Annotated in this window: 22 protein-coding genes and 1 pseudogene; 15 read left to right on the top strand and 8 right to left on the bottom strand. The window is 71.5% G+C overall.

Annotation, left to right across the window (positions count from 1 at the left end; translation table 11 throughout):
• The first annotated feature begins 516 nt into the window (after positions 1–516).
• Entirely contained in the window at positions 517–1,173 is a 657-nt protein-coding gene (locus ACZ4XJ_RS11515) for a class I SAM-dependent methyltransferase (protein ID WP_362883433.1), read from the top strand.
• Between the two features lie 41 nt (positions 1,174–1,214).
• Here ACZ4XJ_RS11515 and ACZ4XJ_RS11510 read toward each other — a convergent pair whose 3' ends face one another.
• Positions 1,215–1,640: a GNAT family N-acetyltransferase gene (locus ACZ4XJ_RS11510; RefSeq protein WP_362883435.1), complete on the bottom strand. Its 426-nt coding sequence runs from the start codon at positions 1,638–1,640 to the stop codon at positions 1,215–1,217.
• Positions 1,641–1,875: 235 nt separating this feature from the next.
• Between ACZ4XJ_RS11510 and ACZ4XJ_RS11505 the strand changes: the two genes are divergently transcribed.
• The 6 genes and pseudogenes from ACZ4XJ_RS11505 (at position 1,876) to ACZ4XJ_RS11480 (ending at position 7,469) form a co-directional block, all read left to right on the top strand.
• On the top strand, positions 1,876–3,216 hold the full coding sequence (locus ACZ4XJ_RS11505) for a hemolysin family protein (RefSeq protein WP_468496021.1): 1,341 nt from the start codon (positions 1,876–1,878) through the stop codon (positions 3,214–3,216).
• Positions 3,213–4,232 carry a hemolysin family protein gene (locus ACZ4XJ_RS11500; RefSeq protein ID WP_468496020.1) on the top strand — a complete coding sequence of 340 codons (1,020 nt, stop codon included), beginning with the start codon at positions 3,213–3,215 and terminating at the stop codon, positions 4,230–4,232. Before ACZ4XJ_RS11505 ends, ACZ4XJ_RS11500 begins: the two co-directional genes overlap by 4 nt.
• Before the next feature lie 69 nt (positions 4,233–4,301).
• Positions 4,302–5,084 carry an SGNH/GDSL hydrolase family protein gene (locus ACZ4XJ_RS11495; protein ID WP_468496019.1) on the top strand — a complete coding sequence of 261 codons (783 nt, stop codon included), beginning with the start codon at positions 4,302–4,304 and terminating at the stop codon, positions 5,082–5,084.
• Positions 5,085–5,155: 71 nt separating this feature from the next.
• A complete protein-coding gene (gene purB, locus ACZ4XJ_RS11490; RefSeq protein WP_362883442.1) occupies positions 5,156–6,589 on the top strand; it encodes an adenylosuccinate lyase in 1,434 nt (477 codons plus the stop codon).
• Positions 6,586–6,744 (top strand): annotated as a pseudogene (locus ACZ4XJ_RS11485) (uracil-DNA glycosylase family protein); the annotation flags it as partial. The gene purB and the pseudogene ACZ4XJ_RS11485, both read left to right, overlap by 4 nt.
• Positions 6,745–6,956: 212 nt before the next feature.
• The gene (locus ACZ4XJ_RS11480) at positions 6,957–7,469 is read left to right on the top strand and encodes a hypothetical protein (RefSeq protein WP_468496018.1); all 513 of its coding nucleotides are present in this window, start codon (positions 6,957–6,959) and stop codon (positions 7,467–7,469) included.
• A 215-nt stretch (positions 7,470–7,684) separates the two neighbouring features.
• Here the strand turns inward: ACZ4XJ_RS11480 and ACZ4XJ_RS11475 are convergent, their stop codons facing one another.
• Both ACZ4XJ_RS11475 and ACZ4XJ_RS11470 read right to left on the bottom strand, forming a co-directional pair.
• Positions 7,685–10,129, bottom strand: coding sequence for a tyrosine-type recombinase/integrase (locus ACZ4XJ_RS11475; protein ID WP_468496017.1), 2,445 nt, complete (start codon positions 10,127–10,129; stop codon positions 7,685–7,687).
• Positions 10,122–11,318, bottom strand: coding sequence for a tyrosine-type recombinase/integrase (locus ACZ4XJ_RS11470; protein ID WP_468496016.1), 1,197 nt, complete (start codon positions 11,316–11,318; stop codon positions 10,122–10,124). The genes ACZ4XJ_RS11475 and ACZ4XJ_RS11470 overlap by 8 nt, the downstream gene beginning before the upstream one ends.
• Positions 11,319–11,373: 55 nt before the next feature.
• Between ACZ4XJ_RS11470 and ACZ4XJ_RS11465 the strand changes: the two genes are divergently transcribed.
• Positions 11,374–11,778: a mismatch-specific DNA-glycosylase gene (locus ACZ4XJ_RS11465; RefSeq protein ID WP_468496015.1), complete on the top strand. Its 405-nt coding sequence runs from the start codon at positions 11,374–11,376 to the stop codon at positions 11,776–11,778.
• Between the two features lie 166 nt (positions 11,779–11,944).
• Here ACZ4XJ_RS11465 and ACZ4XJ_RS11460 read toward each other — a convergent pair whose 3' ends face one another.
• The 3 genes from ACZ4XJ_RS11460 to ACZ4XJ_RS11450 are packed head-to-tail and all read right to left on the bottom strand — an operon-like array spanning position 11,945 to position 14,145.
• A complete protein-coding gene (locus ACZ4XJ_RS11460) occupies positions 11,945–12,382 on the bottom strand; it encodes a hypothetical protein (RefSeq protein ID WP_362883444.1) in 438 nt (145 codons plus the stop codon).
• 40 nt (positions 12,383–12,422) lie between these two features.
• Complete coding sequence (locus tag ACZ4XJ_RS11455) at positions 12,423–13,205, bottom strand: ABC transporter permease (RefSeq protein ID WP_468496275.1); 783 nt, start codon at positions 13,203–13,205, stop codon at positions 12,423–12,425.
• A gap of 25 nt (positions 13,206–13,230) precedes the next feature.
• Positions 13,231–14,145, bottom strand: coding sequence for an ATP-binding cassette domain-containing protein (locus ACZ4XJ_RS11450; protein WP_362883446.1), 915 nt, complete (start codon positions 14,143–14,145; stop codon positions 13,231–13,233).
• Between the two features lie 107 nt (positions 14,146–14,252).
• On the opposite strand from ACZ4XJ_RS11450, the gene ACZ4XJ_RS11445 reads away from it, so the two are divergent.
• From ACZ4XJ_RS11445 to ACZ4XJ_RS11435, 3 genes are all read left to right on the top strand, one after another.
• Positions 14,253–15,473, top strand: a complete 1,221-nt coding sequence (locus ACZ4XJ_RS11445) for a sensor histidine kinase (protein ID WP_468496014.1) — start codon at positions 14,253–14,255, stop codon at positions 15,471–15,473.
• Between the two features lie 4 nt (positions 15,474–15,477).
• Positions 15,478–16,128, top strand: a complete 651-nt coding sequence (locus tag ACZ4XJ_RS11440) for a response regulator transcription factor (RefSeq protein WP_362883449.1) — start codon at positions 15,478–15,480, stop codon at positions 16,126–16,128.
• 100 nt (positions 16,129–16,228) lie between these two features.
• A complete protein-coding gene (locus ACZ4XJ_RS11435) occupies positions 16,229–17,383 on the top strand; it encodes an ROK family transcriptional regulator (RefSeq protein ID WP_362883450.1) in 1,155 nt (384 codons plus the stop codon).
• Positions 17,384–17,814: 431 nt separating this feature from the next.
• On the opposite strand, the gene ACZ4XJ_RS11430 is transcribed toward ACZ4XJ_RS11435, so the two are convergent.
• Positions 17,815–18,264, bottom strand: coding sequence for a GNAT family N-acetyltransferase (locus tag ACZ4XJ_RS11430; RefSeq protein ID WP_468496013.1), 450 nt, complete (start codon positions 18,262–18,264; stop codon positions 17,815–17,817).
• 570 nt (positions 18,265–18,834) lie between these two features.
• On the opposite strand from ACZ4XJ_RS11430, the gene ACZ4XJ_RS11425 reads away from it, so the two are divergent.
• Positions 18,835–19,014 (top strand): hypothetical protein, encoded by a 180-nt coding sequence (locus tag ACZ4XJ_RS11425; RefSeq protein WP_362883451.1) that lies wholly within the window; start codon positions 18,835–18,837, stop codon positions 19,012–19,014.
• Positions 19,015–19,196: 182 nt separating this feature from the next.
• On the opposite strand, the gene ACZ4XJ_RS11420 is transcribed toward ACZ4XJ_RS11425, so the two are convergent.
• Positions 19,197–19,949, bottom strand: coding sequence for a GntR family transcriptional regulator (locus tag ACZ4XJ_RS11420; RefSeq protein WP_468496012.1), 753 nt, complete (start codon positions 19,947–19,949; stop codon positions 19,197–19,199).
• A 308-nt stretch (positions 19,950–20,257) separates the two neighbouring features.
• On the opposite strand from ACZ4XJ_RS11420, the gene ACZ4XJ_RS11415 reads away from it, so the two are divergent.
• From ACZ4XJ_RS11415 to ACZ4XJ_RS11405, 3 genes are all read left to right on the top strand, one after another.
• Positions 20,258–21,121, top strand: a complete 864-nt coding sequence (locus ACZ4XJ_RS11415) for an alpha/beta fold hydrolase (RefSeq protein ID WP_362883453.1) — start codon at positions 20,258–20,260, stop codon at positions 21,119–21,121.
• 424 nt (positions 21,122–21,545) lie between these two features.
• Positions 21,546–23,135, top strand: a complete 1,590-nt coding sequence (locus ACZ4XJ_RS11410) for an alkaline phosphatase D family protein (RefSeq protein ID WP_468496274.1) — start codon at positions 21,546–21,548, stop codon at positions 23,133–23,135.
• A 144-nt stretch (positions 23,136–23,279) separates the two neighbouring features.
• Positions 23,280–24,722 carry a GNAT family N-acetyltransferase gene (locus ACZ4XJ_RS11405; protein ID WP_362883454.1) on the top strand — a complete coding sequence of 481 codons (1,443 nt, stop codon included), beginning with the start codon at positions 23,280–23,282 and terminating at the stop codon, positions 24,720–24,722.
• Positions 24,723–24,932: the final 210 nt, after the last annotated feature.

Raw genomic sequence — 24,932 nt, 5'->3', positions numbered from 1 at the left:
GCGCGTGCGTGCCCGGGGCCGGGGGCCGTCGTCACGGGAGGCCCGCCCGGCGGCCGTCGTCACGGGAAGCCGGCCCCGCTGCCGGGGGTGCCGGGCCCGATCGGCCTGCCCGTGGTGCGGGACGTCCCGCCCGGGCCGTCCACCGGCCGGCCACGCCCGGCCCACCCGATGGGCCCGGGACGGCGCGCCTGCCCGGCCGGTGGACGGGGTGGCGCGCCTGCCCGGCCGGTGGACGGGGCGCCGGACCTGCCGACCTTCGCGCGATGCCCGGGACCCGGCCCTACCGACCGGCCTGCCGGGCCGGGAGCCGATTCCCGGTCGGGATCGGTCGCCCGCCGTCGCCTCGGGAGGACAGGGTTCCGTGCGGCCGGAGCGCGTCGCCGACCGGCGGCGGCGTGTCCCGGCCGCTTTGGTCGCGGAGCGGTTTCGCGGTGGGCCGACGCGGGGAACAGCCCCGCAGCGCACGCGCGCCCGTGTCAGCCGTCCCGTCGTACCGCTACGCGCCCGGAGGCCGCCATGCCCGCACCTCCCCCCGATCCGGTCCACCACCCGCACTTCGCCCGGTTCTACGCCCGCGCCAGCACCGCCGCCGAGACCCGCGCCGGCATGGCCGCCCTGCGCCGCGAGCTGCTGCACGGCGTGTCCGGTCGCGTCATCGAGATCGGCGCCGGCAACGGGCTGAACTTCGCCCATTACCCCCGCGCCGTCTCCGAGGTCGTCGCCGTCGAACCGGAACGCACCCTGCGCCATCTCGCGGCCGCGGCCGCGCTGCGCGCGGAGGTGCCCGTGGACCTCGTACCGGGGGTGGCGGAGGCCCTGCCCGTCAAGAGCGAGGCCTTCGACGCCGCCGTCGCCTCACTGGTCCTGTGCACCGTGCGCAACCTGCCGCGCGCCCTCTCCGAACTCCACCGGGTGCTGCGCCCCGAGGCCGAGCTGCGGTTCCTGGAGCACGGGCTCGCGCCCGGCCCCGGAATGGCCGCCGTCCAGCGGGGGCTGGACCGGACCGTCTGGCCCCGCCTGTTCGGCGGCTGTCACACCGCTCGCGACCCGCTCGCGGCGATCGAGGCCGCCGGGTTCCGGATCGTGTCGCAGCGCGCCTTCCGGTTGCCCGAGCGCGGGCCTGCCCTCCCCACCTCGTACTGCGTGATCGGCTCCGCCCGCCGCGTTCCCTGATCCGGACCGGGCGGCCCCGTCACCCGTCCGGCCGACCGGCGTCAGGCCGTCAGCGGCTTGACCCAGCGCGACCAGCTGTCCTGCGGGTGGTAGCCGGCCGCGTCCCACGCGCCGTGCGCGTCCTGGTTCCCGCCGAGCACCATCGCGTCGGCCCGTCGGCCGCCCAGGGCCACGAACCGCTCCTCGGCGGCCGTCAGCAGGGCCGTACCGATGCCCTGCCGGCGGTGGGCCGGATGGACGGCGAACCGGTACAGGTGGCAGCGCCAGCCATCGAACCCCGCGATCAGCGTGCCGACGAGTTCCCCGCCCCGTCGGGCCAACAGCAGGGCGTGGGGGTCCCGGGCGTACAGCCGCTCGACGCCGGCGAGGTCGTCGCTGATGCTCGTCCCCTCGGCGGCGTCCTTCCAGAACTCCAACACGGCGGTCAGGTCGGCCGGCGAGGCGGTGGCGATGCGCAGATCGTTCATGCGCTCATCCCACCATCCGCGCATGCGGGCCGGAAGGGCGGTCATTCTCCTGGGGTGTGTCCTTGCTGCCCGGGCGGCGGGCCCGTCGCCCGGGCGCGTCCGATCGCCCACGACCGAAGGGGTGTGAGCGTCCGTCCATGGGCGAGCCTCGCGGTACCCGGCCTGCGCGCGCGTCCTCACGACGCCGCGCGCCGCTCCTCCGTCTGACTGATCATGGGACGGAGGTGATCACCCGATGACCGAAGTGCTCCTGCTCGTCCTGGCGCTGCTGCTGTGCGCCGCCTGCGGCGTCTTCGTCGCGGCCGAGTTCTCGCTGACCACCGTCGAGCGCAGCGAACTCGAACGCGCCGTGGAGCGCGGCGAGCGGGGCGCGGACAGCGCCCTGACCGCCGTCCGCAGCCTGACGTTCCAGCTGTCCGGCGCCCAGCTCGGCATCACCGTGACCGGCCTGGTCATCGGCATGCTGTCCAAGCCGTCGATCGCCGCGCTGCTCCAGGGTCCGTTCGAGGCCATGGGCCTGTCGGCCTCGGCCGCGTCCTCGACCGCCCTGGCCCTCGGCACCGCGCTGTCGACGGTCGTCCTGATGGTCGTCGGCGAACTCGTGCCGAAGAACTGGGCGATCTCCTCGCCGCTGGCGATCGCCAAACGGGTGGCGACCGCGCAACGGGTGTTCAGCCGGGCCTTCCGGCCGCTGATCAGCCACCTGAACACCACCGCGAACCACTTGGTCCGGCGGTTCGGCATGGAGCCGGCCGAGGAGCTGGCGTCCGCCCGCAGCCCGCAGGAGCTCGTCGCGCTCGCCCGGCACTCCGCGAAGGCGGGCGCGCTGGAGGAGGACACGGCCGAGCTGTTCGTGCGGACCCTGAACCTGGCCGACCTGACCGCCGAGAACGTGATGACCCCGCGCGTGCAGGTCACCGCCCTGGACGTGCAGACCACCGCGGAGGACGTCGCGAACGCGACCATGGCGACCGGCCTGTCCCGCTTCCCGGTCTACCGGGGCAGCCTGGACACCGTCGTCGGCATCGTCCACATCAAGGACGTGCTGGCGCTGCCCGCCGAGGAACGGCACCGCCGTCCCGTGTCGCAGCTGCTGCGCGAACCGCTCCTCGTCCCCGAGTCGCTGACCGTGGACCGGCTGCTGGACCGGCTGTCCGGCCGGCGGACGATGGCCGTCGTCATCGACGAGTACGGGGGGACGGCCGGGGTGGCCACGCTGGAGGACATCGTCGAGGAGGTCGTCGGCGAGGTGCGCGACGAGCACGATCCGCACGAGACCTCGGACCTGGCCCCCGCCGGTACGGACGCGGCCGGCCGGCCCCTCTACTCCGCCGACGGCGCCGCCCGCACCGACCAGCTCCGTCAGATCGGCCTGCACGTGCCGGACGGGCCGTACGAGACCCTGGCCGGGCTGATCGCCACCGAGCTGGGGCGGATCCCGGCCGTAGGCGACCGGCTGGAGCTGGACGGTTGGCAGCTCGACGTGGTGGACGCCGGCGGCAGGCGGGCCGCGCGCGTCCTGCTGCACGTGCCGGTCACAGCCGTCGACGGCGGGGGAACGGAGGAGTCCCGATGACCGTGATCCAGTTGCTGATCGGCCTGGCGACCCTCGTCGTCAACGCCTTCTTCGTCGGCGCGGAGTTCGCGTTGATCTCCGTCCGGCGCAGCCAGATCGAACCGTACGCCGAGGAGGGCGACCGGCGGGCGCGTGCGGTCCTGTGGGGCCTGGAACACGTCTCGGCCATGATGGCGGCGGCCCAACTGGGCATCACGCTGTGCACCCTGGTGCTGGGCATCGTGGCCGAGCCGGCCATCGCGCACCTGCTGACCCCGGTGTTCGACTTCGTCGGGGTGCCGTCCGGGCTGACCCACGCGATCTCCTTCGTGGTCGCGCTGGCCCTGGCGACGTACCTGCACATGCTGTTCGGCGAGATGGTGCCGAAGAACGTCGCGCTGTCCGAGCCCGTGCGCACCGCGCTGCTGCTGGGGCCGCCGCTGGTGACCGTGACGCGGGCGCTGCGGCCGGTGATCTTCTCGATCAACGCCTTCGCCAACCTCCTGCTGCGGCTGCTGCGGGTCGAGGTGAAGGACGAGGTCGGGGCCACCTTCTCGGACGACGAGCTGGCCCGGATGGTCAAGGACTCCAGTGAAGCCGGGCTGATCGACGACCGGGCGAGCGAACGGCTCCACGACGCCCTGGAACTGGGCCGTCGGCCGGTGACCGATGTGGTGCTGCCCGCGGACCAGGTGGTTCCGGCCCGGTTGGGCATCACCGCGGTCGGACTGGAGCAGCTGTCCGCCGCGTCCGGGTACTCCCGCTTTCCGGTGGTCGATCCACAACACCGGATCCTGGGCTACCTGCACGTCAAGGACGCCCTGGACGTGACCGAGCGGGACGCCCCCTTCCCCTCGTCCGCGCTGCGCCCGATCGCGCAGGTCCGGGCGGAGACCCCGCTGGACGACGTGCTGACCGCCATGCGCCGCAGCCGTACGCACCTGGCCGCGGTGCTGGGGGCGGACGGCGTGATGACGGGGTTGGTGACGATGGAGGACGTCCTGCGCGAGCTGTTCGGCAGGCCGGCCTCCGCCTGAGGCGGGCGGGGAGCGGGCGGGCCCCGGGGCTGCGGACGCCGGGTACCGCGCGGTAGCATCGCTCCCGCCATGGAGATGAATGCGTCCTACACCAGTTTCGTCGCGGTCGGCGACTCCTTCACCGAGGGCATGTCGGACCTGCTCCCGGACGGCTCCTACCGGGGCTGGGCCGATCTGCTCGCCGCCCGTCTCGCACGGCGCGAGCCCGGTTTCCGGTACGCGAACCTCGCCGTGCGCGGGAAGCTGATCGGGCAGATCGCGGGCGAGCAGGCCCCGGTGGCCGCGACGATGGGCGCCGACGTGGTGACCCTCGTCGGCGGACTGAACGACACCCTTCGGCCCAAGGTGGACATGGGCCGGGTACGCGGCCACCTGGAGGAGGCCGTCGAGCTGCTCGCCCCCTCGTGCGGGCAGCTGGTGCTGATGCGCTCGCCGGGCCGCAACGGGCCCGTCATGACCCGCTTCCGCCCGCGCATGGAAGAGCTGTACGTCATCCTCGACGAGCTCGCCGAGCGGCACGGCGCCCTGCTGGTGGACCTCTACGGGGCTCCCGTCCTCGCGGAGCCCCGCATGTGGGACGTCGACCGGCTGCACCTGACGGCCGAGGGCCACCGCCGAGTGGCGGAGGCCGTCTGGCAGGCCCTGGGGCTGCCCGAGGAGGAGGACTGGCGCGCGCCCCTGCCCGCCGCCGTCGCGATGGGCTGGCCCGCCCGCCGTACCGAGGACCTGCGGTTCGCCCGGCAACACCTCCTGCCCTGGATCGGCCGCCGCCTGACGGGCCGGTCCTCGGGCGACGGCCTGCCGCCGAAGCGCGCCGAGCTGCTGCCCTTCGGGACCTCGCCGGTCTCGTAGCAAAGCACCATCGCGGACGGTGTCCCGACCTGCGTGAACGCACAGCCGCGGCCCAAGTAGAATTCCTCCACGTGACAGCCAAGCCCCGCATCCCCAATGTCCTGGCCGGCCGCTACGCCTCCGCGGAGCTCGCCGTCCTGTGGTCCCCCGAGTACAAGGTGACGCTGGAGCGGCGGCTGTGGCTCGCCGTGCTGCGCGCCCAGAAGGACCTCGGCATCGAGGTCCCGGACGCCGCCCTCGCCGACTACGAGCGCGTCCTGGAGACCGTCGACCTCGCCTCCATCGCCGAACGCGAGAAGGTCACCCGGCACGACGTGAAGGCTCGGATCGAGGAGTTCAACGCCCTCGCCGGACACGAGCACGTCCACAAGGGCATGACCTCCCGCGACCTCACCGAGAACGTCGAGCAGCTCCAGATCCGGCTCTCGCTGGAGCTGGCCCGGGACCGCACCGTCGCCGTCCTCGCCCGCCTCGGCAAGCTGGCCGGGGAGCACGCCGAACTGGTCATGGCGGGCCGCTCCCACAACGTGGCCGCCCAGGCGACCACCCTGGGCAAGCGCTTCGCGACCGGCGCCGACGAGCTGCTGGTCGCCTACGCCCGCCTTGAGGACCTGCTGGAGCGCTACCCGCTGCGCGGGATCAAGGGCCCGGTCGGCACCTCCCAGGACATGCTCGACCTGCTGGGCGGCGACACCGCCAAGCTCGCCGACCTGGAGCGGCGCATCGCAGGCCACCTGGGCTTCGCGCAGGCGTTCACCTCGGTCGGCCAGGTCTACCCGCGCTCGCTCGACTACGACGTGGTCACCGCCTTGGTGCAGCTGGCCGCCGCCCCCTCCTCGATCGCGAAGACGGTCCGCCTGATGGCCGGCCACGAGCTGGTCACCGAGGGCTTCAAGCCCGGCCAGGTCGGCTCCTCCGCGATGCCGCACAAGATGAACACCCGCTCCTGCGAGCGTGTGAACGGCCTCATGGTCATCCTGCGCGGCTACGCGTCGATGACCGGCGAGCTGGCCGGCGACCAGTGGAACGAGGGCGACGTGTCCTGCTCCGTGGTCCGCCGCGTGGCGCTGCCCGACGCGTTCTTCGCCTTCGACGGCCTGCTGGAGACCTTCCTGACGGTCCTCGACGAGTTCGGCGCGTTCCCGGCCGTCGTGGCCCGCGAACTGGACCGCTACCTGCCGTTCCTCGCCACCACCAAGGTGCTGATGGGCGCCGTCCGGGCCGGGGTGGGCCGCGAGGCCGCGCACGAGGTCATCAAGGAGCACGCGGTGGCTTCCGCCCTCGCCATGCGCGAGCGGGGCGCCGAGCGCAACGAGCTCCTGGAGAAGCTGGCCGCCGACGAGCGGATGCCCCTGGACCGCGCCCAGCTGGACGCCCTCATGGCCGACAAGCTGTCGTTCACCGGCGCCGCGGGTGACCAGGTGGCGACCGTGGTCTCCCGCATCGAGGCGATCGCGAAGCAGCACCCGGAGGCCGCCGGGTACGCGCCGGGGTCGATCCTCTGACCCCCGACGAGCTCGATGCCGCCCGCGACCGCGTCCTCCCGGACGTGGTCGCGGGCGGTCTGCGTGTGCTGTTCTGCGGGATCAATCCGGGGCTCCTCTCCGCCGCGACGGGCCACCACTTCGCCCGCCCCGGCAATCGCTTCTGGCCGGTACTTCTTCTCTGCACTCCACCCAAACGAGTGATGTGCTGGTCGTCTTAGATCAACATTGGTGAGCGAAAGATACTCCCCGGGAATGGCGCAGCCTCCTGTCTGTTGCGGTGCGACCGAGGGGCGCTCAACGGGCGGCGGGCTTAGGATTTTAGTAGGCGCGCGCTCCATGGCAGCCCTGGATTTTCCGGCCATCCTGCCCCCGAAGGAGAATCGCCATGAGCTTGCGCAAACGAGTATCAAACGCGCCAGTCTGGTGGACCGTCAGCGTATGCACTATTGCCGGGGCCGCAGGTCACGCCATGCTTTGGATTTCCTACGCAAATAACTGGACAAGGGCCGTGCCTTGGGAGCCAGTGGCGGGGATGTCACTGGTGATAGTTGCAGTTGTCTCGTACGGCGGATTCTACGTAGCTTCGCGCCGCGCCAGAATCGCGATTGCTTCGAGCTTCCTGCTGACCTTCCTAGTGATGCTGACATTTGTTCTCACGATTAGGGCATTGGCCGACGCAAGTCAGGGCTACGGAAACGAGACTTTCGACGATTTTCGGTGGATCGTCCAGACCGTCGTGTTGGCCTACTTCGGGAGCGAGGCGATCGTCTCCACCACGAAGGTGATAGCAGCCAAGAAAACCGCAACGAAAACAGCGGAAATTCAAAGTTCCGACGCGGACTTGGTCCTGCCCGAGCGACCCGACTCGTCCGAGGGTGCTGGAAACGTGCAGGAGTGACATCCTTCAAGCCCCTTCATTATTTGCTGACGTACCAGCTTGAGCCTCAACGTTCGGCGCGCCGCTAAACCCAGCTGGCAACGCTGTCGCTGGCGAATCGCTGGGGAATCTGACATATGAACTTCTGAACCAGATCACCTATTGACGATCTAGATATGCAGTCCCATCGACTGGACGACTGCGTATAGGCAACTCGCCAAAAGACTCTCCTACGTTTAGGGAGCGCTGCGGGGCTTCGGGATACCCAGATCGACCGTGGGCCGTTGGACCCGCCGTCGGGTCTCGTCTCGCTTCCCCCGCAGGAAGGTGAGTGTAAGGTTGATCCCTTCGATCTCTCCGACCCAGCCCTCTTCAGTAGCTCGCCGTAGGCGTTCGAGCAGGTCGGCTTCGAGTTCTTCGAGGCGGGACAACATCTTCGGATTGACGTGCAGCATCGGGCAGCGAATGCACGCGTGTTCATGTTGGCAGGGGGTGCCGTAGGGGCGTCCGCAGGAGCCGAGTTCGACCTTGCGTCGGTCGAAGTGTTCCTCGAACTCGTCCCATTCCTGATCCGTTGCGTCGCAGTACTCGCCCTCGGGCCGGACTTGCCGTCGTCGGTGGAGATGCTCCTGGTAGTGGCGGACGACATCCTCATCGAAGACTGCGACGTAACCGCGGGTGGTCTGGATGTTGAGGTGGCCCAACAGCGCCGCTCCGATGTGGATCGGCAGGCCACTATTGACTAGCTCCGTCGCGAAGATTCGGCGGAAGTCATGCGGAGTGAACTTCAGTCCGCGGAAACCGGGGTGGACCTCTGACAGTGCCTGGCCGCGCCGACTGATCACCTCCTGGACGGCGTGCGTGCTGAACACCGCGGGCGTTGTACCGTTCTGCCGTTGGAAGAGAAACGGCATGGGGGCACCCCACTCTTTGTCGTGTGAGTCGTACCTGCTGACGAGGGGAATCGGGCGACCGGTCCGGGTGTGCCGGCGAATGATCGATGCGATGACATGGAAAAGTTCGGCGGACATCGGGATGACGCGCTCGCGGTCGGTTTTCGACGGGGCGATCACCAGCAACGCGATGACCTCACCATTTTCCCGCTGGTATTGCCGAACGTTCAGATGGGTGAGCTCGACGAGCTCTTCCACCCGTACTCCGGAGTGCCGCAGGGTCTCCACCATCGCCCACTCCCAGAAAGCTGCTTCCTCCTCGGTCCCAACGTGGATGATCTGGCCGGTGGCCTCCTCGATGACGCGTGTCGGCACCGCATCACCATGGCGGAGGAGTTTACGGTCGGACTCCGTGGTGACGCGCCGGTACTCGATTCCGTCATGAGTGAAGAGTTCTCCGTCCGCTGCTTTGTTGGCCCGTTCCAGGAGCAAGCGGGCGCGGTCGTAGCGCGTCTCCACGTGCTCGACCAGCACGGGCAGCAGCGGCTGTCGTTGCCGGGTGCGGTTGGCTGAGCGTTCGTTGATCCGTCGGCGGCGGGTGCCGAGGCCGTGGAGTTCGCTGGGCGGGACAGGACAGGGGGCGACCCACTGTGCCCAGCGTTCGGGTTCTTCGGCGGCCCAGGTGTGCAAGTCGAAGTAGAGGCTGCGAACCGCGATGACGATGCTGTCCTGGCCGGCACGGGGCTTGCCGTCCTCTTTGACGGTGATCATCTGTCGCCAGGCCGCGTAGTGGTCGGGACAAATCCGCAGGTCGGCTTGGTCGGGATTGACCCGCTCGATCTTCTCCCAGAAGTGATGGGCGACCAGCAGCACGAGTTGCTTCAGCGTGGAGTAGTCCGTGTCGACCCTGCGTCGTGTGAAGTATGCGATCAGCAGTCCCCGCACCGACTGGTTGCGGATGGGGTACTGATCGACCATTTCCTCGACAGTGCGCTGGCCGCGCATCAGGGCGGCTCTCAGCGTGGCCGGCGTCGACGGCGGGAAGTGCCCCATCCTGTGCAGGATGTTCCACATCCCCTGACCGACCAGCCGGTTGGCCACCTTGTTCCCCGGTTGAAGAGCACCGCGTACCCTGCGGTTCTCCTGGGTGAAGTGCAGGACGGCGGGGGCCGTCACATCGCCGAGGGCCACCCCCTGAACCGCGAGCAGAGTGCACAACTCGGACAGGGCCTCCCGACGGTGGATATGTCGGAGCGGGTGAGCCTGGACCTGGGCGGCGTACTTGTCCAGGAGTGGGTCCTCCTGGGCAGCGATGAACATGGGCGCGAAGTTGTGCAGGACGTTGCGCCGGAAGGTAAGCAGGGAGGGCTGAATGACGCGCAGGCAGTAGAGCGCCCGAACACCAGGAGGGATGGCCATACCAGTGGTGCGTCGGGTGCCCAGAGTGTTCGCGCCGACCAGCCCTTGTCCGATCGGACTGGCATCCCATCGTTCCTGCCACGTCTGGCCGGGGAAGTCGAGTAGGTATTCCAGCACGCAGCGGGTCGCTTGGGCACGCTGGTCACGGGTCGACTTCCCCGCGTCCTCCCACACTGTGGCGGCGAGCCTGCCGATGTGGGCGATGGAGGCGACGGACAGTTCGCCATGCGGGCGGGGCGGAACCGCGGCAACGGCCGCTTCAGGCTTGATCGGTCCTCCGACGAAGCGGCTGGCGAACGCAAGACCCTCGGCAACCGGGCCGTGCCGCCGGCTAGCGCCCGTCGTGGGGCTGAGCTGCGACTTAGGCACCGAACACCGCCGCAATGTCGGCAACGTCGTAGCCGGTGGGGTAGCTCCGCTCAACACGCGGGGTGTTGTAGTGCTCGGTGAGCTTGTCGAAGAGCTCCTCGACGCGCACCGCCAGATAGCGACTGGTCGTCTGGATGTTGGCGTGCCGCAGGATGGCCTGCACCTCAGGCAGCGTGAGCTTGCCGCCGTTGGCCATGCGGCTTGCAGCGGTGTGCCGCAGGTCGTGAAGCGTCCAGTTGGTGCCCAACTCCTTGTTGGCGCGCTGGAGGATGCGCCTCATCGCCCAGTAGGACAAGGGCCGATCTGCCCCTCGGCGAGCCCGCCACAACGGCTCGTCTGCGGGCGGGGTGCCGATCTCGTCGAGATAGCGGGCCAGGCGCACGAATGCCTGCGGCGAAGCCGGGATGGGCTGGCGCTCCCGCGAGCCTTTCGAGGTCACATAGACGCGCTGGCCAGCCCAATCAAGGTCACCGATGCCGACGCCGAGCAGTTCCTCGGCACGGGCGCCGCTGGAGACGTAGAACTCCAGGAGGGCGCGGTCGCGTTCGCATCCCATGCGCTCGAACAATTCGTCCCAAAGATGATCAGGGATCGACCGCGGCGGCCGGTCTGCCACCCTCTGCCGCAGCCGGGCCCTGCCGAGCACCGGCCTGGGCTCCAACGGGCTGCGATGCGCGAGAGCGCGGCGCCGCTGCGGGGAGATCGGGACGGGGTTGGTGACTGGCCCGTTGCCCTGGTGAGCGTGGAACTCGTAGAACCCGCTCACCACCGATAGAGCGTGGTTGATCGTCCGTGGCGCGTAGCCGGCGCGTAGGACCGGCTTGCCTGTGCGCAGATTCACCGAGCCCGGAACAGGGCCATCGGCTGACTTCCGCTGACGCTGGGGGTTCGACGCCGTCCGCAGCCATCCGGCCAGGACCGCCGTTTCGGCCTCGGTCGCCCTCTCCCAACCGACTCCGAGCAGCCACAGCAGTCGGAACCAGCGCAGCAGACCGTATCCGTAGCTGCGGATCGTCAGCGGACTGCTGTCGCTCAAGGCCAGGTCTCGCAGGTACTCGGTGGCCGGTTTGATCTCGTCGTCGTACCCATTGACGACGATGTACGGAGGGTGCACCCTCCTCGTTGGGATCACCGCCCCAACGCGGGGAATATCCGCCCGCCCCTCCATCAGTTCGTGACGCAGGTCCACTCGTACTCTCCTCGTCGATCTCGGGTACCAGCACCGAGACCAACGAGGAGAGGTAGTGCAGATAACTGTGCACCTGTCGGGGTTCACGCCCCGCCGGTTGGCTCCGGAGGAACAGCGGGAGCTGCTCTCCTACCGTCTCGGTCTCACCAACGTCGTGGCCCGGGCCACCGCCCGCGCCGACGAGCTCAGCGCCGAGGAGTACGTCGAGGGCGGTCGGATCCTGACGGCCAAGGTGGAGGCCCTGCGCCCCCAGTGGCTGGCCGTGGTCGGCGTCACCGCCTACCGCACCGCCTTCGGCGATCGGAAGGCTGCCATCGGCCCTCAGGAACGCACCATCGGCGCCACCCGGATCTGGGCCCTGCCCAATCCCAGTGGCCTCAACGCCCACTGGACGGCCGATTCCATGGCCCAGGAGTACGGCCGCCTGCGCGCTGCCGCCGAACCCCCACCCGCGTCCTGACCCCGGATCGGCCCCGCGCCCGTTGCCCCAGCTCCGGAATCCGACCGGCCCACCACCGATCCCGACCGTCCGCCGACCGGACCCCGGGTTCACCGGGCCCCGGCGCGCTGCGGACCCCACCCCGCCCGGCCGGTCACCCGTGCGGCGGGGCCGGGATCGGTGGGCGCTACGGCGGGTCGACCACCGTGACTGCCGCCATCAACAGGTAGGGGTCGTGTTCGCCCCACTGGGCCACACCCGCCACCAACCAACTCTCCGCGGCCCGCCACAGGTGCAGGTGGTCGGTGGTGTGGCTCAGCTCCTGCCACGGCTGCGGTATCTCCTCTCCCGCGAGGGCGCGGAGGGTGAGGGAGTATGGCGAGAAGACCTGCGGTTCTCCCCAACGGTCGGTCAACGCTTGGGTGAGCGCCCCGTACTCGGCCCCGATCTGATCGAGTGCCTCGGCACGGTACGAACCGTCGTCCTCCCAGAAGTCCCGGGTCCCGCCGAGCCGGACGAGGTGGTATCCCGGGCCACTGGTGTGCCGGCCGAGCCGGACCGGCACGTCCACGAAGGCCTGCGCCCGCAGCCGGTCGATCAGGTCGAGTTGCTCTCCCGTGGTCATATCATCAGTATTCCGGGGCCCACTGACATCTGGCCCTTCGTCACGCGTCGCGGCGTCGCACCGCGAACCACCCGACGGTCAGGGCCGCCACAGCCCATATCGCAGTCACCCCGAGCCCCGTCCAAGGGCCGAGGGTTCCCGGCGCTTCCGTCCTCATCACCAGCTGGCCTGCCCGATCGGGCAAGAACTCCACGCCCCCGCCGACCACCTGACCGACGACGAAGGGCAGGATCAGCAAGAAGGGTACGAGCAGGCTCATCACCAGAGTGCCGCTGCGCACCAGGGCCGTCAGACCGGCCGCAAGGAGGGCGATCAGCATCAGGTAGACCCCGCTCCCGAACACGGCCCGGAGCGCCCCGGGGTCATCCAGGGAGAGAGCGTGGTCACCCCTCCAGGCCTGCCAGGCGAGGAAGGTGACGAGGCCGGTGACCTGCCCTACGGCGAGGACGAGTCCGGCGACGACGGTGACCTTGGACAGGTAGAGCGCGGTCCGGTTCGGCACGGCGGTGAGGGAGACCCGCAACGCGCCGTTGCGGAACTCACCGGCGAACGCCGTGGCACCGAAGGCGACGGCCGCTATCTGCCCGAAGTTGATGCCGAAGAAGGCTCCGAGCAGACGATCGTCCCCCAGGGCATCCGCCTCGGACGTACCGATCGAGGCGGCGGTGAGGACCGTGATGCCGGCTGTCGTGGCGAAGACCGCCAGCAGCGACCCGAGGACCGCTCGGGCCGAACGTATCCTGATCCATTCCGAGCGCAGCACCGGCACGGTCGGCAGGGCGGATCCGAGCCCCGCCGGTGTGGGCCGAGTGGTCGTGGTCATCATGGCTGTGACTCCTGTCATGACGTCAGGCGGCGTGGGCGGCGAAGGGAGTGCGGTCGGCGGTCAGATCGAGGTAGGCCTGTTCCAGTGAGGCCCGTTCGTCGGTGAGCTCCAGCAAGGGGATGCCCTCGCGGGCGGCGAGAATTCCGAGCCGCTCGGCGGCCATGCCGTCCACGAACCAACGCCCCTCCTCGGCGGGGGTCATCGCGAATCGGGCGTGGTCGAGCGCGGCCCGCAACCGGTCCGGCTCCGTGGTCCGCAGCCGCACCCGAGGTGTGCTGCGGGCGTCGATGAAGTCCTTCAGGGAGCTGTCGGCGAGGAGCCTGCCCTGTCCGAGTACGACCAGGTGGTCCACGAACGAGGCGGACTCGGACATGAGGTGACTGGAGACGAGGACGGTACGGCCGTCCGCTGCGAGGCGGCGCATCAGCTCGCGGATCCAGATGATGCCTTCGGCATCAAGGCCGTTGGTCGGCTCGTCCAGCAGCAGTACCCCCGGATCTCCCAGGAGCGCGGCCGCTATGCCGAGGCGCTGCCTCATCCCCAGTGAGAAGGTGGCCACCCGATTCCTGGCCACCGCCGCCAGGCCCACTTGTTCCAGGACCGCGTCCACCCGCGGAACGGGAATGCTGTTGCTCGCCGCGAGGGCGAGCAGGTGGTCACGGGCCCGGCGTCCGCCGTGTGCGGCCTGGGGGTCGAGCAGGGCGCCGACCTCGCGCAGCGGATCGCGCAGGTCGGTGAACTTGCGGCCACCGATGGTGGCGACGCCGGTGGTCGGTCGGGTCAAACCCAGCAGGAGGCGCATCGTCGTGGACTTTCCGGCGCCGTTGGGCCCCAGGAAGCCGGTGACGCGACCCGGCAGGACGTCGAAGGTGAGGTGGTCCACGACCCTGTGGGTGCCGTAGTCCTTGGTCAGTTCGCTGATCTCGATGCGGTTCATGGCTCAAGATTCGCCCGCGCAGCGCCCTGCTTCCTCCCCCACGCGGGGGTGCCGTCTCCCCCACGCGGGGGAGACGCTCCAGGCAGGCGCGCTGCCAGGATGAAGGCATGTACAAACTGCTCCGTGCGCCGTTTCAGCCGGTGACGTACTCGCGTTGGCTGCACTTGTGCGTTCCCCTGCTGCTGCTGGCCATCTGGATGTTCATCAACCCCAGCCAACCCTGGATGCCCCTGTTGATCGTCATACCGTTCGGCTTCGTGCCGTGGGTGCGGCTGGCCGAGGGGCTCCAGGCCCAGTTCCTGCTGACCCCACAGAACCGGGACTCCCTGACAGGTGGCATGGGTGGCGTCAGCGGCTTGCGGGGCGCCGGCGAGGCCGACGGCATCAGCACCACCGCCTCGGTGCGTTGGAGCGACCGGTGGCGGACGTTGCTGTGGCTGGAGGTTCGGCTGGTGGTGGCCGGAGCGGCCATGTTCGCGACGGTCTGGCTGCCGTTGATGTCCGTGGAGTTCGTCGCGACCGCTGTAGGGCATCCCCTGAACCCGGACCTGACGCTCTCCTTCGCTCCCCCGCGCTGGGTCGCGGCCGTTCTCGCACCCGTACCGCTGGTCGTGCTCATCGTCGTCGTGGTGCTGCTCGGCGAGATGATCACGAGGATCGCCCGGCGGTTGCTGGGGCCCTCGGCGGCCGAGCGGCTGACCGCGCTGGAGGCCCGCACGGAGCAGTTGTTGGAGCGGACCAGGATCGCGCGGGAACTGCACGACTCCATCGGGCACGCGCTGACCGTGGCCGTCGTACAGGCAGGGGCGGCGCGATCGGCCAAGGACCCGGAGTTCACCGACAGGGCGCTGAACGCCATCGAGGAAACGGGCCGGGCGGCGCTGGAGGATCTGGAGCGGGTTCTGCTGGTCCTGCGCGAGTCCGCGCAACCCCCTTCACAACGCCCCACGCTGGCGGAGGCCGACCGGCTCCTGGAGTCGGCCCGGGCTGCGGGGGCGCAGGTCGACGCACAACTGACGGGTGCGCTGGAGAAGTTGCCGGGACCGGTCACCCGGGAGGGGTACCGGATCCTGCAGGAGGCCCTCACCAACGTGCTGCGGCATTGCGGTCCGGTGCCCGTGCGGGTGCGTGTGGAGGTGTCACCGGGCCGGCTGGACCTGGAGGTGACGAACCCGCTGCCCGAACGGCCGGTACTGTCGAGCCGATCCGGGAGCGGACTCCGCGGGATGCGGGAGCGGGCGGCGCTGCTCGGGGGCGAAGCCGAGACCGGTCCGCGCGACGGCGGTTGGAGGGTGCACGCCCGGCTCCCGCTGGAGCGAATACGCTGACCGGATGCCGGTTACCGTACTGCTCGTCGACGACGAACCTCTGGTGCGCGCGGGTCTGCGCGCCGTACTGGACTCCCAGCCCGACATCGAGGTGGTGGGGGAAGCCGCCGACGGGGCCGCCGTCATCCCGCTCGTGCGCCAGTTGCGTCCCGACGTGGTGGCGATGGACGTACGGATGCCGCTGCTCGACGGCATCGAGGCGACACGGGCGGTCCTGCGGTCGGTGGACTCGCCGCCGAAGATCCTGGTCGTCACGACCTTCGAGAACGACGAGTACGTCTACCAGGCGCTGCGCGCCGGAGCGGACGGGTTCCTGTTGAAGCGGGCCCGCCCCGCGGAGATCGTGCACGCGGTCAGGCTGGTGGCCGAGGGGGACACGCTCCTGTTCCCCGCGGCCGTCCGGGCCCTTGCCGCCGAGTACGGCAACCGCGAGGCACGTACCGCCCTGAAGCGGGCGGCTCTGACCGAGCGCGAGGAGGCGGTCCTGCGGCTGATGGCGCGCGGACTGACGAACGTGGAGATCGCCGGCGAACTGATCGTCGGCACCGAGACGGTGAAGTCCCACGTGAGCGCCATTCTGGGCAAGTTGGGGGCTCGTGACCGGACCCAGGCGGTGATCACCGCGTACGAGTCCGGATTCGTCGCACCGGCCTGAGAGGAGGGGCCGATTCCGAACTTGGGGGGCTGCTTCTCGCCGCCGCGCCGGACAGGCAGTACCATCCGGCTGATAGGGCCGCTAGCTGGGAGGACACACGTTGGGGCAGCTGACCGGCGGGGATCCTTCTCTGCTCCGGCGAATCAATTCGGCCGTCGTGCTCCGGGCGCTGCGCGCGGCCGAATCGCCGACCCTCACGGATCTCACCCGGGTGACCGGGTTGTCCCGTCCGACGGTCGAGGGCGTCGTGGAGGGACTGATCGGGACCGGGCTCGTCGTCGAGGCCGACGCGGAGGAAGGCACGCGCCGACAGGGCCGGCCCGCGCGACGGTTCCGCTTCCGGGCCGAGGCCGGGCATCTACTGGGCATCGAGATCGGTTCGCACCGCGTCGCGGTCCTGCTGTCCGGGCTTGACGGTCGGGTGATCGGCGCCGGAACCAAGGACGTCGCCGAGAACGCGTCGGCCGATGAACGCTTGGAGCGGGTCAGGGCGGCCGTGGCCGACCTGCTGCGCCGGGCCGGGATCCCCCGCGACTCGCTGCGGGCGGTCGGCGTCGGCAGTCCCGGGATCGTGGAGGCGGACGGGACGGTCCGCCTCGGCACGGCATTGCCCGGCTGGACGGGGCTGCCGCTCGGGGAACGGCTGCGGCGTTCGTTCCGGTGCCCGGTGCAGGTGGAGAACGACGCCAACGCGGCGGCGGTCGCCGAGCACTGGAAGGGGGCCGCGCGGGACACCGACGACATGGTGTTCGTGATGGCCGGACTCAGCCCGGGCGCGGGCTCGCTGATCGGCGGCCGACTGCACCGGGGGTTCGGCGGCGCGGCCGGCGAGATCGGCGCCCTGCACCTGCTGGGGCGCGAGGCCACACCCGAGCGACTGCTGTCGACGACCGGCGAGCCGTTGCACCCCCTGGACGAGCCAGCGGTCGCCGAGGTGTTCGCGATGGCCAAACGGGGCGACGAGCGGGCGGTGGCCGCCGTGGAGCGGTTCCTCCAGCGGCTGGTGCACGATGTGGCCGCGCTCGTGCTGGCGATGGATCCGGAGCTGGTGGTCCTCGGCGGCTGGGCCGCCGGTCTGGACGGGGTTCTCGAACCGCTGCGCCGGGAGCTGGAGCGCTACTGCCTGCGTTCGCCACGGGTGGTGCTCTCCATGCTCGGAGAAGCCGCCGTGGCCACCGGGGCGTTGCGGCTCGCCCTGGATCACGTGGAGGAAGAGCTCTTCGCGGTGGAAAAAACGGTCACCGCCCGCCGCTGAAGCCCTGGGCCGCGGCCGCGGCCAGAGGCGAGAACCGGAGGCCGTACCCGAAGCCGGGCCGCAGGCCGGGCCCGAGGCTGGGGCCAGAGGCCGGGGCGGAGGCCGAGGCCAGAGGCCGGGGCCAGAGGCCGGGGCCGAGGCCAGAGGCCGGGCCCGGGGCCCGAGGCCGGGGCAAGGCCCGAGGCCGGGCCGCGACAGGCCCGAGGTGGGGCCGTGACCCGGGCAAGGCGGGAACCAGGGCCGGAGCCGTGCCCGGGGCTGCGGCCGTAACGGGAGCCAGGCCTGAGGCGGAGCCGGGACCGGCCCCGAAAGCCGGGTCGGGGCCGGCCGAGGACGGTACAGCGGTACTGGAGACGCCGCCGGGATGTCGGAGGGGCGAGGCTGTACGGGCGCGCTTCTTGCGCGGGTTCGAGGAATCCGGGCGGTCACCGTCACGTCGGGCCGTGGCCGGCGGACCGCGGCTGGTCCGGCTCTCGCAACGGTGTCGCCCCGGGCGGGCGGGCCATGAAGACGTCGATCGGGTCCTGCGTCTCCACGACGAAACCGTGGCGCTCGTAGAGCCGACGGGCCGCGCTGCCCTGCAGGACGTTCAAGCCCACCGTCATGCCATGGGCGTCCGTCCGCTCCAGCACCGTGCGCAGGACGGCGGATCCGAGGCCCCGGCCCTGACAGTGCGGCGCGAGGTAGAAGTGCTCAAGCCACTGCCTACCCTCGGAGGGACGGACCGTGACGCACCCGACGAGTTCCCCGTCGATCGAGATGATCGACGTGTGCTGCGGCGAGAAGGAGTCCCGCAGCCGTTGCCGCACCCGGTGCTCGTCGTAGCGACCGAGGCGTACCAAGTCCGACCGCATGACCGTGGCCCGCAACCCCGCGATCACCTCGACGTCCGTTGCCGTCGCGGCACGCGATATCCAGCCCGCACCAGGCGCCGACCCCGTCCGAGCAGGCACCGTCACGTCCGATCGCCCCCCGCTTCCCGTCACTTCGTCACCCCGGCCCGAGTATCTCAGCCCGCGCGTCGGCGCGGCCGCCCGCTCCCGCTGCGACGGCGACGGCGACGGCGACGGCGACGGCGACGGCGACGGCGATGACGACCGGGCGTTACCTTCGGGGTCTGCGTCAGTCGTCGGTGTCATCGCCCCTGACCGGGTCCGAGGTCGCCCCGGTCGAGCGTGAGCTCGGGATTGGGATTGGGGGTTCGACGAGTACTGGCCCGCGGCGTCGGTGCGGATGCCGTTCCCGCACCCACCCCGACTCCTACGCCCGCGAAGACGAGTTGGCCGCGCGCGAACCGCTCCCGGAGGACTTCGCGGACGTGCGGGCGCACATCGCCGCCCACGACGCGTGGGACCAGGAATACGAGGTCGTCCAGTACCTTCCAGTACGCCAAGACGGCCGGGACCCTGCGGCTCCAGGAGAACGGTTGCGGCTTCAGTACGCTGCCGGCGGTGTCCGGTCCCCTCGCGGGCACGGTGTGGTGGGACGGCCGCGCCTCCCGTGACCTGATCCTCCCGCTGTCCCTCGACCACCCGGGCGGCGGCGCCCGGCCGGTCACCTTCGGTGAGTGGCTCCGCCACGACTCGTGGCGCCTGCTGCCACCGGACTGGGGCCGGCCCGACGCGGAGTGAGAGGACGCCCCTCGTGCCGTCGCCGCGGGGATGCCGGCCGTCCGGCTCCGCGGGACCGTGCGGTGCGGCGGGGGTGGGGGCGGGAGGGGCCCGACGGTCGTGGGACCCGCTCCGAGCGCCGCTCGGCGGCCCAGCCCCGGTGCGCGTACCGCCGCACCCCGCTCCCGGGGTGCGGCGTCGGGTCAGGACGCGGCGCGGGTTTCGGTGATCTCGACCCCGGAGTCGCCGAAGGTGAGGCGGCAGGTGTCGGCTCGGTACGTGGCCACCGAGACGGCGGCGGTCCCGGCGGCGGTGAAGTACCGGGTGGTGACGAGGAGCACGGGGGCGCCGGGAAGGCGGTCCAGTTCCTTGGCGTCGTCGGCGCGGGCCGAACCCAGCTCCACCGAGCGGTCCTGTCCGTCGAGCGCGAGGCGCTGGAGTTCCCGCAGGACGGCGCGCGCCCGGGCGGGCCCGGCGGGGGCGTCGATGGCGGAGAGCCCCGGTACGGTGGCCGCGGGCACGTACAGCAGCTCGGCGGCGACGGCCTGGCCCTGCGTGACGCGGGTCCGCCGGACGGTGTGCACGGGCTGGTCGGCGGGCGTGCCGAGGACCTTCAGGACCGCGGCGACGGGAATGCCGTCGGTGGCGTCGACGGGCTCCCAGCCGTCAGCGCTCTCGCCGGGCCAGCTGTGCCGGGTGCTGCCGACGGCGACGCCCACGCGCGGCGGGGCGACCGTGGTGCCGACGCCGCGACGGCGCTGGAGGCGTCCTTCGAGTTCGAGCTGCTCCAGCGCCTGGCGCAGGGTGGCCCGGGCGACTCCGAAGCGGGCGGCGAGTTCGCGCTCGTTCGGCAGCACCTCGCCCACGGCGAAGTCCTGGTCGAGCGCCTCGCTGAGGACGTTCTTCAGGTGCCAGTACTTCGGCTCCGGCACTGATTCGAGCTGCGTGGTCCCCACCCTGACTCCTCCTGCATTCGCCGCTTCGCCGTGTACCAGCGGCGGTTGTGCGCCGCAGTTCCGCGCCTTTGTTTATTAAAGGTTCCTGCACTATCCCTGCGACGATAGGACGGCGCCACCCCTTGGTCAAGACCAATCCTCGCCGCTTTGTCGGGCAGATCGGGCATATGTAGCAAGCCGTTCACAGGATGTTCTCGCTCCCACTCCTCTTGACGGAAGGCTTGTGGCCGCGTGCTACCGAGCCGTAGTGATGGGGGACGTCGTTACTGACGACCTGTCTCACACGCGTCCACCCGACGAGGAGCAGCATGACCGCCACGGTCTCGTTCACGATCGATTCGCCGCTGGGCACCCGGCCCGCCACCGTCTCCTACGAACGCAAGGGCGCGGGCGAGCCGCTCCTCCTGCTGCACGGCATCGGCCACCACCTCCAGGCCTGGCACCCGGTGGCCGACGTACTGGCCGCCGAGTACGACGTCATCGCCGTCGACCTGCCGGGCTTCGGCGCGTCGCCGGCGTTGCCCGCAGGTGTTCCGTACGACCTGGACACCGTCGTTCCCGCGCTCGGGGCGCTGTGTGCCGCACTGGGCGTGGAGCGCCCGCACGTGGCGGGGAACTCGCTCGGTGGACTGCTGGGGCTGGACCTGGGGCGCCGCGGCCTGGCCCGCTCGGTCACCGCCCTGTCCCCCGCCGGATTCTGGTCGGAGCCCGAACGGCGGTACGCGTTCACCGCGCTCCGCGCGATGCGGGCCGGCGCGGCCGCGCTGCCGCTGCCCGCGCTGGAGCGGCTCTCCCGCAGCGGCGCCGGTCGGGCCGCGCTGACGGGCACGATCTACGCCCGCCCGGCGCGGCGCGCTCCGGAGGCCGTGGTCGCCGAGACGCTGGCGCTGCGCGGGGCCACCGGGTTCGAGCAGACGCTGGCGGCGGGTGGCTCCGTACGGTTCCCGCACGACGTGCCGGGGCTGCCGGTGACGATCGCCTGGGGCACCCGGGACCGGCTGTTGCTGCGCCGCCAGGGCGTGCGCGCCAAGCAGACGCTGCCCGGAGCGCGGCTGGTGCGGCTCCCGGGCTGCGGCCACGTGCCGATGAACGACGATCCGGCGCTCGTGGCCCGGGTCATCCTCGACACCGCCCGCACGGCGGACCGGGCCACGACACCGCTCGCGGCCTGACGGGCGCCACCGGGCGCCGGGCGCCCGCCCGACGGACGCCGCCGGCCGCCTGGTGACGGTCGCCGGAGGCGGGCCGCCGGGCGGGCGGGGCGGCTGACCCGAGCGCCCGGGGCACGGCGGCCCGGCGCGGCGGGACGACCGCGCGGCGGGCGATCGGCCGTAACGATCCACGCGACGAACGGCCGGGCGGCGGGCTCCGCGGCGCAGCCACGGACCGCCGCGACCGCCCGGACCCGACGCCCCCGGTGGGGCACCGCCACACGCCGCCCCGCGCCTCCCGTACGTACGCCCCCGCGCCCCCACCCCGCCCCCGCTGACGGCTGTTCATCCGCGGTTCGCGTGGGCGACGCGGGCGGGCCGGGGGGCGGCGGCACACTGGTCCGGCCCGTCCCCGCCGGCCCCTGGAGACGCACCGATGGCACCGATGCCGCACACCCGACGGTCCCTGCTCGGCGGTTCCCTCGCCCTGCCCCTGGGCCTCGCCCTGTCCGCCGCCTTCGCCGCGCCCGCCCTGGCCTCCCCCGCGGGCGCCCCGGCCTTCACCCGTTCCGGCCGCCCGGTCGCCCGGTGGGGGACGCAGTCCGGTGAGGTCACCGCGCACTCGGCCACCGTCTGGACGCGCTCCGACCGCCCGGCGCGGATGTACGTGGAAACCTCGCCGAGCGAGTCGTTCCGCTACGGGGTGCGCCGGCACGGCGGCCCCTTCCTCGGCCCGGCCACCGACTTCACCGGCACGACCACCCTGCGCGACCTGCCGCCGGGCCGGCAGATCCACTACCGGATCACCCTCACCGATCCCGACGACCCGCGCCGTACGAGCGAGCCGGTGCGCGGCACGTTCCGTACCACGCCCGTCTCCCGCCGCCACGACGTGCGCTTCGTGTGGTCCGGGGACCTGGCCGGGCAGGGCTGGGGCATCAACCCCGACATCGGCGGCTACCGCGTCTTCGAGGAAATGCGGCTGCGCGATCCCGACTTCTTCCTGTTCAGCGGCGACGCGATCTACGCCGACGGTCCGATCCAGGCCGCCGTACCGCTGCCCGACGGCCGGATCTGGCGGAACGTGACGACCGAGGAGAAGTCGAAGGTCGCCGAGACGCTCGACGAGTTCCGCGGGAACTTCCGCTACAACCTGCTCGATCAACACCTGCGGGCGTTCTACGGGCAGGTCCCCGTGCTCGCCCAGTGGGACGACCACGAGGTGCGCAACAACTGGTACCCGGGCCAGCTGATCGACGACCCGCGCTACACCGTCCGCGAGGCCGACGTCCTCGCCGCCCGCGCCCGCCGGGCCTTCGGGGAGTACTTCCCCGTCACCGACCTGCGCGGCGGCCGGGACGAGGGCCGGATGTACCGGGTCATGCGGCACGGCCCGCTGCTCGACGTGTTCGTCCTGGACATGCGGACCTACCGCAACCGCAACTCCCCGAACCGTCAGGCCGAGGACCCGGTCGGCATCCTCGGCCCGGAACAACTGGCCTGGCTGAAGCGGGAGCTGTCGCGTTCGCGCGCCACCTGGAAGGTGATCGCCTCCGACATGCCGCTCGGCATCGTCGTCCCCGACGGCGCCACGGACTTCGAGGCCGTCGCGCAGGGTGACCCCGGTGCCCCGCTCGGACGGGAGCTGCAGATCGCCGAGCTGCTGCGCCACGTCAAGCACCGGCACATCACGGGCACCGTCTGGCTCACCGCCGACGTCCACTACACGGCCGCGAACCACTACGCCCCCGAGCGCGCCGCATTCGGCGACTTCGAGCCGTTCTGGGAGTTCGTGTCCGGGCCGGTCGGCGCGGGTGGGTTCCCCGCCGGGCGGCTCGACGCGACCTTCGGGCCGCGGACGGCCTACGTCCGGTCGGCGCCGGTGGCCAACATGTCCCCGGCCGAGAACCCCCCGTACTACGGGGAGGTCGAAATCGACGGCGACAGCGGGGAGCTCACCGTCCGGCTGCGCCGCCAGGGTGGTGGCGTACTGTTCACGAAGGTGTTGCGGCCCGGCCTCGTGGGGCAGGCGTGAGGCATTCGGGGCCGCGCGCCCCGGCCCGGGCGCGGGTATCGGAAACCGGGCAGAAAACCGGCGGAAACCGGCCGGATCGACACTTAACCAGCCGGTCACAGATCGTTCGCGGTCACGCAACACCCCTGCGCCACAGTGGTGTGCATGACTGACCGTAACCTCGCCTCCGCGCCCCGTCCGCACCGTCACCACTGGCGCCGTGACCTCGTCGAACTCGCCGCCCTGTTCTGCGCCGTGGCCGTGGCGGACGGCATCGCCAATCTCGTCGTGCACGGTCCCCGGGGCCCGATCCTGCTGGTCGCCTCGGCCGTGGCGCTCCTGGTCACCGCGGCCTTCCACACCTGGTGGGCCCGGCGCCACAGTCATGCTCCGCCGCCGGCCGGGGCGCCCTCCGATCCGCCGCCCGTCCCGTCCGCGACGACCGGCGCGGGCGGCGGGGGCACGAACGGTACGGGTACGGCCGCCGCGCTGTGGCGGATGCGGACGACCGTACGGGACGAACCCGGCAGCCTGGCCTCGCTCTGCACCGCCCTCGCCCGTAACGGCGTGGACATCCTGACCCTGCAGACCCACCCCCTCCCCGAGGGCGGCACGGTCGACGAGTTCCTGCTCCGCGCTCCGCAGCAGTTGCCCTCCGCCGAACTCACCCGGGCCGTCGCCCGGGCCGGTGGCCACAGCACCTGGATCGAGCGCGCCGACGCCCACGACCTGGTCGACACGCCCACCCGGGTCCTCGGCCTGGCCACCCGCACCGCGCTGGACGCGGCGGAACTGCCCCTCGCGCTGCGTCAGTTGCTCGGCCGCTGCACCATCCACTCGATCCCGGCGACCACCCTGTCCGGCCGTCCCAACGCGGGCGCCGACGCCCCGGTGGAAGGCGTCCTGGAGGCCACCGTGATGCGGCTGCGCGATCCCTCCGGCGGAGCCATCACCGTGGAGCGGCCGTACCTGCCGTTCACCCCGACGGAGTTCGCCCGGGCCCGCGCCCTCGTCGAGCTCGACGCCCGGCTCGGCCCGCGCGTTCCCAGCGGTCGGCACGTCCTGACGCTGCCCGAGGGCAACGAGATCACCGTGCGCCGTGCCGACGGCTCCGACCTGCCGGCGGCCCGCGCCATGCACGACCGCTGCTCCGAGCGCACCCTCGGCCTGCGCTACCACGGCCCCGTCGCCGACGCCGACCGCTACCTCGGCCACCTGCTGAGCCCGCGCTTCGGTCGTACGGTCGCCGCGACGACCGCCTCCGGCAGGCTCGTGGCCCTCGGCCACCTGCTGTGGGACGGCGACGAGACCGAGGTGGCCCTGCTCATCGAGGACGAGTGGCAGCGTCGCGGCATCGGCTCGGAGTTGCTGAGGCGGCTCCTCGCGATGGCCGTCGAGGCCGGCTGCGACAGCGTGTACGCCGTCACCCAGGCCTCCAACACCGGCATGGTCGCGGCGATGCGCGGCCTCGGCCTGCCCCTCGACTACCAGATCGAGGAGGGCACCCTGGTGATCACCGCCCGGCTGGACGCGACCCCCGCCGGTTCGCGCCCCGCGTACGGAACCCCGCACGCCCCGGCCGCGTACGAACCGGGCCACCGGCACTGACACCCGAGCCGCCGGACGCCCGGTCCTCGGCCGCCCGCGGGCCCGGCATCGCAGCGGGGTCTCGGGCGCCGCTGGAGGCCGGACGGGGCGCGGGCGGAGCGCGGCGCGGGAGCGCTCCCGCCCACCGGGAACTCCGGGGCCCGGCTTTCGCCGGCCGCCGGGTCCGCCACCTCGCGCGAAGTTCCGTACGGGCGGTGTCCGTCGGCTCAC

It is taken from the genome of Streptomyces sp. NPDC029836 (assembly GCF_055574495.1).
The sequence above is the reverse complement of the archived record's forward strand: the minus strand, read 5'-3'. Positions and strand labels throughout refer to the sequence as shown.

What these genes read in the sequence shown, in the direction of transcription:
- ACZ4XJ_RS11410 (WP_468496274.1), top strand. Translation starts at nt 21,546, where the DNA reads ATGCCGCACACCCGACGGTCCCTGCTCGGCGGTTCCCTCGCCCTGCCC.
- ACZ4XJ_RS11415 (WP_362883453.1), top strand. Translation starts at nt 20,258, where the DNA reads ATGACCGCCACGGTCTCGTTCACGATCGATTCGCCGCTGGGCACCCGG.
- ACZ4XJ_RS11480 (WP_468496018.1), top strand. Translation starts at nt 6,957, where the DNA reads ATGAGCTTGCGCAAACGAGTATCAAACGCGCCAGTCTGGTGGACCGTC.
- ACZ4XJ_RS11460 (WP_362883444.1), bottom strand. Translation starts at nt 12,382, where the DNA reads ATGACCACGGGAGAGCAACTCGACCTGATCGACCGGCTGCGGGCGCAG.
- ACZ4XJ_RS11450 (WP_362883446.1), bottom strand. Translation starts at nt 14,145, where the DNA reads ATGAACCGCATCGAGATCAGCGAACTGACCAAGGACTACGGCACCCAC.
- ACZ4XJ_RS11505 (WP_468496021.1), top strand. Translation starts at nt 1,876, where the DNA reads ATGACCGAAGTGCTCCTGCTCGTCCTGGCGCTGCTGCTGTGCGCCGCC.
- ACZ4XJ_RS11445 (WP_468496014.1), top strand. Translation starts at nt 14,253, where the DNA reads ATGTACAAACTGCTCCGTGCGCCGTTTCAGCCGGTGACGTACTCGCGT.
- ACZ4XJ_RS11510 (WP_362883435.1), bottom strand. Translation starts at nt 1,640, where the DNA reads ATGAACGATCTGCGCATCGCCACCGCCTCGCCGGCCGACCTGACCGCC.
- ACZ4XJ_RS11455 (WP_468496275.1), bottom strand. Translation starts at nt 13,205, where the DNA reads ATGACCACGACCACTCGGCCCACACCGGCGGGGCTCGGATCCGCCCTG.
- ACZ4XJ_RS11495 (WP_468496019.1), top strand. Translation starts at nt 4,302, where the DNA reads ATGGAGATGAATGCGTCCTACACCAGTTTCGTCGCGGTCGGCGACTCC.
- ACZ4XJ_RS11515 (WP_362883433.1), top strand. Translation starts at nt 517, where the DNA reads ATGCCCGCACCTCCCCCCGATCCGGTCCACCACCCGCACTTCGCCCGG.
- ACZ4XJ_RS11500 (WP_468496020.1), top strand. Translation starts at nt 3,213, where the DNA reads ATGACCGTGATCCAGTTGCTGATCGGCCTGGCGACCCTCGTCGTCAAC.
- ACZ4XJ_RS11440 (WP_362883449.1), top strand. Translation starts at nt 15,478, where the DNA reads ATGCCGGTTACCGTACTGCTCGTCGACGACGAACCTCTGGTGCGCGCG.
- ACZ4XJ_RS11405 (WP_362883454.1), top strand. Translation starts at nt 23,280, where the DNA reads ATGACTGACCGTAACCTCGCCTCCGCGCCCCGTCCGCACCGTCACCAC.